Source organism: Nonomuraea sp. IBHARD001 (genome assembly GCF_056106265.1).
This window is the reverse complement of record NZ_JBWBBW010000002.1, coordinates 6,659,946-6,672,699: the sequence shown is the minus strand read 5'-3', so window position 1 is coordinate 6,672,699 and position 12,754 is coordinate 6,659,946. Positions and strand designations below refer to the sequence as shown.

The 12,754-nt window shown below is 71.1% G+C and carries 3 protein-coding genes; all 3 read left to right on the top strand.

The window, feature by feature from the left end; all coding sequences use genetic code 11:
- Window positions 1-19: 19 nt before the first annotated feature.
- The 3 genes from ACTWNK_RS32220 to ACTWNK_RS32210 are packed head-to-tail and all read left to right on the top strand — an operon-like array spanning window position 20 to window position 12,754.
- Window positions 20-10,261: an SDR family NAD(P)-dependent oxidoreductase gene (locus ACTWNK_RS32220; RefSeq protein WP_474308679.1), complete on the top strand. Its 10,242-nt coding sequence runs from the start codon at window positions 20-22 to the stop codon at window positions 10,259-10,261.
- Between the two features lie 34 nt (window positions 10,262-10,295).
- On the top strand, window positions 10,296-11,552 hold the full coding sequence (locus ACTWNK_RS32215; protein ID WP_474308678.1) for an activator-dependent family glycosyltransferase: 1,257 nt from the start codon (window positions 10,296-10,298) through the stop codon (window positions 11,550-11,552).
- A 5-nt stretch (window positions 11,553-11,557) separates the two neighbouring features.
- The gene (locus tag ACTWNK_RS32210; RefSeq protein WP_474311038.1) at window positions 11,558-12,754 is read left to right on the top strand and encodes a glycosyltransferase; all 1,197 of its coding nucleotides are present in this window, start codon (window positions 11,558-11,560) and stop codon (window positions 12,752-12,754) included.

The window sequence follows — 12,754 nt, the reverse complement described above, 5'->3', positions numbered from 1 at the left end:
ACGGAAGAGGAACACGAACATGACCGACCAGGACGCCCGGCTCGTCGCTGCCCTGCGCACGTCGCTCAAGGAGACCGAACGGCTGCGCGAGCAGGTGGCCGCCGCCCATGAGCCGATCGCGATCGTGGCGATGAGCTGCCGGTTCCCCGGCGGCATCGACTCGCCCGAAGCCCTCTGGGACGTACTGGCCGGGGAGAAGGACGTCATCGGACCCTTCCCCCGCGACCGGGGCTGGGACCTGTCGAAGCTGTTCGACGACGACCCCGCCGCCTACGGGCGTACCTCCGCACGGCACGGCGGATTCCTGGAGAACGTCGCCGACTTCGACGCCGACTTCTTCGAGCTGTCACCGCGCGAGGCCGTGACCATGGACCCGCAGCAACGCCTGTTGCTGGAGACGTCGTGGGAGCTGTTCGAACGCGCCGGCATCGACCCGGCCGCCCTGCGCGGCAGCCAGACGGGCGTGTTCGCCGGAGTCATGGTCAGCGGGTACGGCATGCGCCAGGTCAGCACCCCCGGCGGTTCGAACGAGTACGAGGGATACATCGGCAACGGCAGCGCCGGAAGTGTGACGTCCGGCCGGGTGGCTTACACGTTCGGCCTGGAGGGCCCCGCGATCACGGTGGACACGGCGTGCTCGTCGTCCCTGGTGGCCGTTCATCTGGCCGTCCAGTCGCTGCGCCGTGGCGAGTGCTCGCTGGCGTTGGCGGGTGGCGTGTCGGTGATGGCGATCCCGTCGTTCTTCGTGGAGTACGGCAAGCAGGGGGCGCTCGCGCCTGACGGGCGGTCGAAGTCGTTCAGCGAGGGCGCGGACGGGACCAGCGGGTCCGAGGGCGTCGGGATGGTGTTGCTTGAGCGGTTGTCGGATGCTCGGCGTCTTGGGCATCGGGTGCTGGCGGTGGTGCGGGGGTCGGCGGTGAATCAGGACGGGGCGTCGAATGGTTTGACGGCTCCGTCTGGTCCGGCGCAGCAGCGGGTGATTCGTGCTGCGTTGGCGGATGCCGGGTTGGCGTTCGCGGATGTGGACGTCGTCGAGGCGCACGGCACGGGTACGGCGCTGGGTGATCCGATCGAGGCGCAGGCGGTTTTGGCGACGTATGGGCAGGATCGGGAGCGGCCGGTCTTTCTGGGGTCGTTGAAGTCGAATCTGGGGCATACGCAGGCGGCTGCCGGCGTCGGCGGTGTGATCAAGATGGTGCTCGCGCTCGGCCATGGGGTGGTGCCGAGGTCGTTGCATGTGAGTGAGCCGACGTCGCGGGTGGACTGGTCGGCTGGGGCCGTGTCGTTGGTGACGTCGGCGGTGGAGTGGCCTGAGGTGGGGCGGGTCCGGCGGGCTGGGGTGTCGTCGTTCGGGGTGAGCGGGACTAACGCGCACGTGGTGCTGGAGGAGGGGGAGTCGCTTTCCGGGGGGCCGGTCGAGGTGCCGTCAGTGGTGCCGTCGGTGGTGCCGTCGGTGGTGCCTTGGGTGGTGTCGGCTCGGACGCCTGCCGCTTTGGACGCGCAGCTTGAGCGGTTGCGGGCTTTCGCCGGGGCCGCGCCCGGTCTGGATGTGGTGGATGTCGCGCACACGCTGGTCACCGGGCGCTCGGGTCTTCCGCATCGGGCGGTTGTGCTCGGTCGTAGCCGGGAGGAGTTGCTGGCCGGGGCCGAGGTGGTGCGTGGGGAGAGTGGGGGCGAGCGGCGGGCGGTGTTCATTTTTCCTGGTCAGGGGTCGCAGTGGGTGGGGATGGGGGTGGGGTTGCTGGATTCGTCGCCGGTGTTCGCGGCGCAGGCTCGGGAGTGTGCTGAGGCGTTCGAGCCGTATCTGGGGTACTCGCTGCTGGATGTGTTGCGCACCGGGGAGGGGCTGGACGCGATTGAGGTGGTTCAGCCTGCCTTGTTCACGGTGATGGTCTCGCTTGCTGCTTTGTGGCGTTCGCATGGGGTGGAGCCTGCTGCGGTGGTGGGGCATTCGCAGGGGGAGGTGGCTGCCGCCTTTGTGGCCGGTGGGTTGACGTTGGCTGATGCTGTTCGGGTTGTGGCGGTGCGTAGTGGGTTGTTCGCCGAGCTGGCCGGTCAGGGGGCGGTCGCGTCGGTTCTGTTGCCCGTGCAGGAAGTGCGGGCGCGGTTGGGTGGGGGGTTGTCGGTGGCGGCGATCAATGGTCCGGCTGCTACGGCTGTGGCGGGGGCGATTGGGCCGTTGATGGAGTTCGTTGCTGCGTGTGAGGCTGATGGGGTTCGGGCCAGGGTTGTGCCTGCGACGATTGCCAATCACAGTCCGCAGATCGATGCCTTGCGTGATCGTCTGCTCGGCCGGCTTTCCGGGTTGCGGCCGGTGTCGGGAAATATCCCCTTCTATTCGACGGTGACCGGGGAGCTCACCGACACGGCCGAGCTGGACGCCGACTACTGGTACGCCAACGCTCGTCAGCCTGTCGACTTCACCGGGGCGATCGAGACGATGCTGGGAGACGGCTACCGCATCTTCATCGAGTCCAGCCCCCACCCGGTCCTCACCTTCGCCGTGCGTGCCATCACCGACGACGCGGCCGTCCTCGACACCCTCCACCGCGACCACGACGACCGCTTCCCCATCGCTCTGGCGAACGCCTACGTACACGGCGTACCGGTCGACTGGACCACCGTCGTACGCGGCCATCGTGTCGACCTGCCCACGTATCCCTTCCAGCGGGAGCGGTTCTGGCTGGATGACAGGGTGGGGTTGGTTGCCGATCTGGTGTCGGCGGGGTTGGAGTCGGCTGGGCACGCGATGTTGGGTGCGGCAGTGCCGTTGGTGGTTTCGGGTGGGTTCGTGTTCACGGCGAAGGTGTCGGAGTCGTCGTATCCGTGGCTGGGCGATCACCGTGTTCGGGGTGTGGTGGTGGTGCCGGGTTCGGTGTTCGTGGAGTGGGTGCTGCGCGCTGGTGACGGTGTGGGATGCGGTGTCGTGGAGGAGTTGACCCTGGTCGCCCCGTTGGTGCTGGGCGAGGCATCCGTACAGGTCCAGGTATCGGTCGACGGCGGCGACGAGGCGGGACGCCGTGGCGTGTCGGTGCACGCGCGTGGCGAGAGCGGCGAGTGGGTGCTGCACGCCAGCGGCACCATGGCGCCCGGAACGACGGCCGAGCGCCCCGGCCTGACGACCTGGCCACCGGAGGCCGTGCCGGTCGACATCGCCGACATGTACGCCGATCTGGCGGAGTCCGGACTCGGGTACGGCCCGGCGTTCCGCGGGGTCCGGGCGGCCTGGCGGGTCGGGGACGAGGTGTTCGCCGAGGTCGAGTCCGAACTGCCGGTCGACGGCTTCGGTATCCACCCGGCCGTACTCGACGCGGCGGTGCACTCGGCTGCGGCCTTCGGCGGGCTCGGCACACCCAGGCTGCCGTTCTCGTGGAGTGGGGTGCGGTTGTACGCGTCTGGGGCTTCGGGGGTGCGGGTTCGGGTGTCGCGGGTGGGTGAGGACACGTTCGCGGTGTTGGTGACGGATGTGGCAGGGGTGCCGGTGTTGTCGGTGGATGCGCTGGTGGTGCGTCCGATGGTGGTGGTTGAGGGGGGTGATCTGTATCGGCCGGTGTGGGTGGAGGCCGGTGCTGTGGAGGCGGTGTCGTGCGTGGAGGGTCTGGACTTCGAGGGTCCGGCGCCCGCCGCGGTGCTGACGCGCGTGGAGCCGGGCGATGTGCGGGAGGTGCTCGGCGAGGTGCTATCGCTGCTGCAGCGCTGGCTGAGGGAGGAGCGTTTCGTCGGCGCGAGGTTGGTGCTGGTGGTGCGGCCGGGTGACGTGGTGGCGGGGGCGGTCCAGGGCTTGGTGCGGTCGGCGTCGTCGGAACATCCGGGCCGGTTCCAGGTCGTCGAGACGGACGACCTGGGCGACGTCGAGCGGGTGGCGGGGCTGGACGAGCCGGTCGTTCGTGTCATCGACGGGACGGCGTACGTCCAGCGTGTCGAGCGGATGCGGAACGAGCAGGCGGAGGCCGACCTGGGGGACTGTGTACTGATCACAGGCGGTACGGGGACATTGGGGGCGTTGGTGGCCCGGCATCTGGCTGCGCGTGGGGTGTCGCGTTTGGTGCTGGCGAGCCGTCGAGGTCTGGACGCACCGGGCGCGCGGGCGTTGGCGGACGAGGTGCCGGGTGTGGAGGTGGTGGCGGCCGATCTGGCGGATCGTGCCGCAGTGGCGGAGCTGTTCCGGGCATATCCGGTATCGGCAGTGGTGCACGCGGCGGGCGTACTGGATGACGGCCTGGTGGAGTCGCTGACACCGGCACAGTTCGAAGAGGTGCTGCGGTCGAAGGCCGACGTGGCGATGCATCTGCACGAACTGGCCGGTGCGGAAGTGCGTGCATTCGTACTGTTCTCATCGGCGGCCAGCGCCTTCGGTGCGGCAGGCCAGGGCAACTACGCGGCGGCGAACGGCTTCGTGGACGCCCTGGCCGAACATCGTCGGACCGCCGGGCTACCCGCCACATCGATCGCCTGGGGCCTGTGGGAGGAGACCAGCGAGCTGACGGCCGGTGTCGACCAGCGCCGCATCGCCGCATCCGGCATCCGGCCGCTGTCGACCTCCCGGGCCTTGGCCCTGTTCGACCAGGCGCTCGCATCGGGCGAGGCCACGGTCGTCGCCGCTCGCCTCGACCTGGCCGCCCTCCGGGCCAGAGCCGACCGCGGGACCCTGCCGACGGCACTCCGGAGCCTCCTGCCGATCACCACTCGCCGGACCGCCGCGACCACACAGGAGAGCTTCGCCCAGCGCGTGGCCCGGCTTCCCAAGTCAGGCCGTGAGCAGGGTGTGGTCTCGATGGTGCTGGCCGAGACGGCAGCCGTGCTCGGCCATCGCCCTGGCGACACCGTACGGGCGGATCGGGACTTCAAGCAGCTCGGCTTCGACTCGCTCACCGCCGTGGAGCTGCGCAACCGGCTGGTCGCCCTGACCGGGCTGCAGCTGCCGGCCAGCCTCGTCTTCGACCATCCCAGCCCGCGCGCACTCGCCGCCCACCTGCTCGGCGAACTCGCCCCGCAGGACGTACCCGCGCCGATCGCGACCGCCCCCGCCGAGCCGTCGCACCACGAGCCGATCGCGATCGTCGCCATGAGCTGCCGCTATCCAGGCGCCGACTCCCCGGAGGAGCTGTGGCGCATCCTGGCCGAAGGCCGTGACTGTGTACGGCCCTTCCCCGACGACCGGGGCTGGGACCTGGAGGAGCTGTTCGACGACGACCCCGGCCGTTCCGGGCACACGTACGTACGGCAGAGCGGTTTCATGGACGACATCGCCGGGTTCGACGCCGAGTTCTTCGGTATCTCGCCCCGCGAGGCCACGGCGATGGACCCCCAGCAGCGCCTGCTGCTGGAGGCGTCATGGGAGCTGTTCGAACGCGCCGGAATCGACCCGGCCGCCCTGCGCGGCAGCCAGACGGGCGTGTTCGCCGGAGTGATGGCCAGCGGGTACGGCGTACGCCACCTGACCACACCCGGAGCCGCCGGAGAGTACGAGGGCTACCTGGGCAACGGCAGCTCGGTCAGCCTCGCCTCCGGCCGCATCTCCTACACGTTCGGACTGGAGGGCCCCGCGATCACGGTGGACACGGCGTGCTCGTCGTCCCTCGTGGCCGTTCACCTGGCCGTCCAGTCGCTGCGTCGCGGCGAGTGCTCCCTGGCCCTGGCGGGCGGCGTGACCGTCATGACCACACCGTCGTTCTTCGTGGAGTACGGCAAGCAGGGGGCGCTCGCGCCTGACGGGCGGTCGAAGTCGTTCAGCGAAGGCGCGGACGGGACCACCGGGTCCGAGGGCGTCGGGATGGTGTTGCTCGAGCGGCTGTCCGATGCTCGGCGTCTCGGGCATCGGGTGCTGGCGGTGCTCCGAGGCTCGGCGGTCAACCAGGACGGCGCCTCGAACGGTATGACGGCTCCGTCTGGTCCGGCGCAACAGCGGGTGATTCGTGCTGCGTTGGCGGATGCGGGGTTGGTGTTTGCGGATGTGGATGTGGTGGAGGCGCATGGGACTGGTACGGCGTTGGGTGATCCGATTGAGGCGCAGGCGGTTTTGGCGACGTATGGGCAGGATCGGGAGCGGCCGGTTTATCTGGGGTCGTTGAAGTCGAACATCGGGCATACGCAGGCCGCTGCCGGGGTCGGCGGGGTCATCAAGATGGTGCTCGCGCTTGGTCATGGGGTGCTGCCGCAGTCGCTGCACGTGGATGAGCCGACGTCGCAGGTCGACTGGACGGCTGGGGCGGTGTCGTTGCTGACGTCGCGGGTGGAGTGGCCTGAGGTGGGGCGGGTCCGGCGGGCTGGGGTGTCGTCGTTCGGGGTGAGCGGGACGAACGCCCATGTGGTGCTGGAGCAGGCGCCTGAGAGGGAGCCTGCCGTAATGCGTGAGACCGGTGGGCTGGTGGTGTTGCCGGTTTCGGCGCGGAGTGCGGCTGCGGTGAGCGAGCAGGCGGGGCGGTTGGCGGGTGTGGTGGCCGATCCGGATATGTCGCCTGGCGATGTGGGCTGGTCGCTGGCTACGACGCGTTCGGCTTTGGAGTACCGGGCTGTGGTGGTGGGGCGTAGCCGGGAGGAGCTGGTCGCAGGGCTGGCGGATGTCGCTGTGGTGCGTGCGTCCTATGGCGGCGTGGTGTTCGTTTTTCCTGGTCAGGGGTCGCAGTGGGTGGGGATGGGGGTGGGGTTGCTGGATTCGTCGCCGGTGTTCGCGGCGCAGGCTCGGGAGTGTGCTGAGGCGTTCGAGCCGTATCTGGGGTACTCGCTGCTGGATGTGTTGCGCACCGGGGAGGGGCTGGACGCGATTGAGGTGGTTCAGCCTGCCTTGTTCACGGTGATGGTCTCGCTTGCTGCTTTGTGGCGTTCGCATGGGGTGGAGCCTGCTGCCGTGGTGGGGCATTCGCAGGGGGAGGTGGCTGCCGCCTTTGTGGCCGGTGGGTTGACGTTGGCTGATGCTGTTCGGGTTGTGGCGGTGCGTAGTGGGTTGTTCGCCGAGCTGGCGGGGCGGGGGGCGGTCGCGTCGGTTCTGTTGCCCGTGCAGGAAGTGCGGGCGCGGTTGGGTGGGGGGTTGTCGGTGGCGGCGATCAATGGTCCGGCTGCTACGGCTGTGGCGGGGGCGATCGGGCCGTTGATGGAGTTCGTCGCTGCGTGTGAGGCTGATGGGGTTCGGGCCCGGGTTGTGCCTGCGACGATTGCCAATCACAGTCCGCAGATCGACGCCTTGCGTGATCGTCTGCTCGACCGGCTTTCCGCTCTGCGGCCGGTGTCGGGAAATATCCCCTTCTATTCGACGGTGACCGGGGAGCTCACCGACACGGCCGAGCTGGACGCCGACTACTGGTACGCCAACGCTCGTCAGCCTGTCGACTTCACCGGGGCGATCGAGACGATGCTGGGAGACGGCTACCGCGTCTTCATCGAGTCCAGCCCCCACCCGGTCCTCACCTTCGCCGTGCGTGCCATCACCGACGACGCGGCCGTCCTCGACACCCTCCACCGCGACCACGACGACCACTTCCCCATCGCTCTGGCGAACGCCTACGTACACGGCGTACCGGTCGACTGGACCACCGTCGTCCAAGGCAACCGCATCGACCTGCCGACCTACCCCTTCCAGCGCAGGCGCTACTGGCTCGACGCCGTGCAGGGTGCGCCCTTGGACGCGGCGGCCCTGGGGCTGAGTGTGCCGGGGCACCCGCTGCTGGGCGGGGCCGTACCTCTGCCTGACTCGGGTGGGCATCTGTTCACGTCGCGGTTGTCGCTGGACGGGCAGTCGTGGCTGGCCGACCATGCGGTGCACGACGTGGTGCTGCTGCCGGGTACGGCCTTGGTCGAGCTCGCTCTGAGAGCGGGGGAGCAGGTGGGCTGCGACCTGCTGGAGGAGCTGACCCTGCACGCGCCGCTGACCCTGCGCGCCGAGGCGGGCGTACGCCTCCAGGTGGCGCTCGGACCGGTCGAGGACCGCTGGAAGGTGGCGGTGTACACGCTGGGCGACGACGAGCCCGACGACGCCGAATGGACCCTCCACGCCTCCGGCGTCCTGGCGGCGGGAAAGGCGGAGGGGGCCGAGGTTTTGGCGCCATGGCCGCCCGCAGGCGAGGAGGTCGGGCTCGACGGGTTGTACGACGGGCTCGACGCGATGGGATTCCACTACGGACCGGCGTTCCAAGGGCTGCGGCGGGTGTGGCGATCCGGTGAGGAGACCTTCGCCGAGGTCGTACTGCCGGACGAGGCCGACCCGGACGGGTTCCGGCTGCATCCGGCGCTGTTCGACGCGGCGCTGCATGCCTCCGTCGTGGCCGGGGCGGGGGAGCGGGCGCTCACGCCGAAGCTGCCGTTCGTCTGGACCGGGGTGAGCCTGCACGCGATCGAGGCCACCGCCCTGCGCGTCCGGATCGCCCCGCACGGCACGGACGCGTTCTCGGTCGACCTCTGGGACGCCACCGGCATACCCGTCGCCACCGTGACGTCGATCGTGGCCCGCCCGCTCGCGGCCGGACTCCTGCGCGGCAGTACGGCGGGCTCGCTGTTCCGCCCGGTCTGGACGCCGCTCGCCGCACCGGGCGTCGGCAAGCCGGTGCTGCCCGCCTCCGACCTCCCTGAGGTCGTGCATGACACCCCGCCCGTCGCGGACGGTGAGCCGGTGCTGGTCGTGGCCAGCCTTGCCGAGGTCCCACACGACGCCCCACCGGTCGTGGCCATACGCGTCGAAGGAAGCGGCCACGCCCCGGCCGAGGCTCGCTCCATGGCCACCCGCGCCCTGACCCTGATACACGACTGGCTGGCCGAAGAGCGTTTCGCCGATTCCCGGCTCGCCATCCTGACAGGGGAGCCTTCGGCCGACCCGGCCGTGGCGGCGCTCTGGGGGCTGGTCAGGTCGGCGCAGGCCGAGCATCCGGGCCGGTTCACCCTGATGGCGCTCGACGACGAGTCGTACCTCGCGGCGGCGGCGGCCACCGGCGAGGACCAGGTGACGGCCGGGCAGGGACGGATGCGGGCCGCCCGCCTGGGGCGTGCGGCGACTCCCGCGCGGGACTTCGCGGGGTTCGACCCGGAAGGCGTGGTCCTGGTCACGGGAGGCAGCGGCGGGATCGGCGGCCTGGTGGCCAGGCACCTGGTGCGTGCGCACGGTGTGCGGCGCCTGCTGATGCTCTCGCGACGCGGCCACGAGGCGCCGGGCGCGGACGCGCTCGCACGCGACGTGCGCGAGGAAGGCGGCTCGGTGGCGTTCGCCGCGTGCGACGTGTCGGACCGGGACGCGCTGGCCGACGTGCTCGCGGCGCTCGACCGGCCGCTGACCGCGGTGATCCACGCCGCGGGCGCCCTGGACGACGGCCTGATCGAGACGATGACGCCCGAGCGGATCGACGCCGTGTTCCGGGCCAAGGTCGACGGGGCGGCGCACCTGCACGAGCTGACGAGGGGGCTGGACCTGGCCGCGTTCGTACTGTTCTCCTCGGCGGCGGGCACGTTCGGCGCGCCGGGCCAGGGCAACTACGCCGCGGCCAACGCCTTCCTCGACGCGCTGGCGACCAGCCTACGGGCCGCAGGGCAGGTCGCGGTCTCGGTGGCCTGGGGGCACTGGGAGCTGTCCAGCGACATGACGGGACACCTGGACGAGAGCGCGAGACGCAGGCTGGCCAGGGGCGGCGTGCTGCCTCTGCCCGCCGACCTGGGGCTGGCGCTGTTCGACGCGGCGCTGTCGTCCGACGAGGCGGTGCTGGTGGCGGCCAGGCTCGATCTCGGCGCGGCCTCCTCCCCGCTGCTGCGCGACCTGGCCAGGCCGAACGGCGGCACGCCGAGGCGCAGGCCGGCCGCGCCGGGACCGGTCGTGTGGCGCGAGCAGGAGCTGATCGAGCTCGTACACGCCCAGGTGGCGGCGGTGCTGGGACACGAGCCGGGCACGGTCGTCGACGAGACGCGGCCGTTCAAGGATCTCGGGTTCGACTCGCTCGCCGCCGTCGAGCTGCGCAACCGGCTGGCGGCGAGCACGGGGCTCAGACTCCCGGCCACGCTGGTCTTCGAGCATCCGACCCCGGCCGCCATGATCGCCTCCCTGCGCGACCTGCTCGTCGGCGACGGGCCGAGCGCCTCCGACGTGCTGCTGGGTGAGCTCGACCGGATCGACAGGGAGCTCGACGCACTGCCCGACCGCAGCGAACTCGTCGCAAGGCTGCGCGCCCTGCTGGCCAGGCACACCGAGCACGACGAGCGGCCACGCGCCGACGTCAGGCAGACGGTCGAGGACGCGACCGACGACGAGATGTTCGCCCTCATCGACAACGAGATCGGAGCACTGTGACCCGCCGACTTCTCACCCCGGGAGGCTGATCCCGGTGCGTGTCCTGTTCACCACGTTCGCACTCGACGCCCATTATCTGGGCTCGGTGCCGCTGGCCTGGGCGCTGCGCGCGGCCGGGCACGAGGTCCGGGTGGCCAGCCAGCCCGCGCTCACCTCCACGATCACGGCCGCGGGCCTGACCGCGGTCCCCGTGGGCGACGATCACGAGCTGCTGTCCGCCATGTCGGCGTTCGAGACCGAGGGCGGCACCCCCTGGAACGCCGTCGACCTGGACCCGGCCAGGCCGGAGCTCGGCAGCAGGGAGTTCCTCCAGACGTTGAACGACGTGCTGCCCTCGTCGTTCCTTGCGCATGCCAACAACGAGTCGATGGTCGACGACCTGGTCTCGTTCGCCCGGCATTGGCGGCCCGACCTGGTGATCTGGGAGCCGTTCACGTTCGCGGGTGCGGTCGCGGCCAAGGCGGCGGGCGCGGCGCACGCCCGGCTGCTGTGGGGCGCCGATCTGTTCGTCAACCAGCGGGCGCGGTTCCTGCGCATGCTGACCCAGCGCGCAGGCCGGGACGCGCTGGCCGAATGGCTCGACGGCGTGCTCGGCCGCCACGGGCTCGACTTCGACGAGACGGCCGTGCGCGGGCAGTGGACCATCGACCAGATGCCGGCCGGGATCCGGCTGGAGCTCGGCGAGCCCGTCGTGCCGATGCGGTACGTCCCCTACAACGGGGTGGCGGTCGTGCCCGCCTGGCTGCGGGAGCCGCCCCGGCGTCCGCGCGTCTGCGTGACGGTGGGGCTGACCGCGAGGGCCGGGGCCGACTACCTGGTCGGCTCGCTCGGCGGGCTGTTCGACGCGGTCGGCGACCTCGACGTCGAGATCGTCGCGACGCTGAACGACGCCCAGCGCGCCGAGGCGTCGCTGCTGCCGGGCAATGTGCGTGCCGTCGACTTCGTGCCGCTGCACGCCCTGCTGCCCACCTGTTCGGCCGTCGCCCATCACGGCGGCGCGGGCACGTGGGCGACCGCGGCGATCTGCGGTGTGCCTCAGCTGGTCTTCCCCTCGGTCTGGGACAACGCCTACCGGGCCAGGCGCACGGCCGAGATCGGCGCGGGGCTGGCGATCGCGCAGGCCGACCTGAGCCCGCAGGCGTTGCGCGACGGGATCACGCGCCTGCTGGAGGAGCCGGGGTTCGCCGACGGCGCCGATCGGCTGCAGCGCGAGATGGCCTCGGACCCGAGCCCGGCCGATGTCGTGCCCGTACTGGAGAAACTGACCTTTCAGCACCAGGAGACACTGTGAGAATCATGATCGTGGCCATCGGCACCATGGGGGACGTCGCCCCCTACACCGGGCTGGCCGTACGGCTGCACGCCGCCGGGCACACGGTGTCCGTCGCCGCCTATCCGAGGTTCGAGGAGATGATCACGGCCTGCGGTGTGGAGTTCCGGGCGATCCCGGGCGACCCCTCGGTCGAGGGCGAGTGGACCCAGGCGAAGAACTCCAAGCAGGCGGCGCGCGGCGTGGCGGGCAAGTCGCTGGAGCTCGGCGAGTCCATCCTGGCCGCGGCCAAGCAGGGCACCGACTTCCTGCTGCTGTCGATGTCTGGCCAGGTGGGCATCCATGTCGCGGAGAGCCTCGGCATCCCGAGCATGGGCGTGTTCCTGCAGCCGATCACCCCGACGCGGGAGTTCCCGCCGTCCTTCCTCGGCGTCTCGGGCTCGCTCGGCTCCTGGGGCAACCGCGCCTCGGCCAAGCTGGTCATCGGCCTGATGAGCAGGATGATGAAGGGCGCGACCACGCAGTTACGCTCCCGGCTCGGCCTGCCTGCCGCCGTCGACCGCGAGCGCGGCCTGTCCTGGCCCATCCAGTACGGCTACAGCCCCAGCGTGCTGCCCCGCCCGGACGACTGGCGTCCCAGCCTCGAGGTCGCCGGGTACTTCTGGCCGCACACCCCGGCGGACTGGGAGCCGCCCGCCGACCTCGCCGCCTTCCTCGACGACGGCCCGCCTCCGGTCTACATCGGCTTCGGCAGCAGGCGGATCGCCGACGCCGCCCGGATCGCCGCCCTGGTCGACGAGGCGCTGCGCCTGGCCGGAGTACGCGGGGTGATCTCGGCGGGCTGGGCCGACCTGGCCGGGCGCTCCGACACCACGATCACGATCGGCGAGACGCCGCACGCGTGGCTGTTTCCCCGGACGGCCGCCGTCGTGCACCACGCGGGTGCGGGCACGACGGGCGCCGGGCTGCGGGCGGGCGTGCCGTCCGTCGGTGTGCCGATCCTCGGCGACCAGCCGTTCTGGGCCGGCCGGATCGCCGCGCTGGGCGCGGGTCCCGCGCCCGTGCCGTACAAGAAGCTGACGGCCGAGCGGCTCGGCGCCGCCATCTCGGCGGCGGTGTCGACGCCCTCCTACCGGCGGGCGGCGGCCGCGCTGGGCAGGCGCATCGCCGCCGAGGACGGTACGGGCGCGGTGCTCGACGCCGTGGAGAGGCTGGGGGCCTGA

What these genes read in the sequence shown, in the direction of transcription:
- ACTWNK_RS32220 (WP_474308679.1), top strand. Translation starts at nt 20, where the DNA reads ATGACCGACCAGGACGCCCGGCTCGTCGCTGCCCTGCGCACGTCGCTC.
- ACTWNK_RS32210 (WP_474311038.1), top strand. Translation starts at nt 11,558, where the DNA reads ATGATCGTGGCCATCGGCACCATGGGGGACGTCGCCCCCTACACCGGG.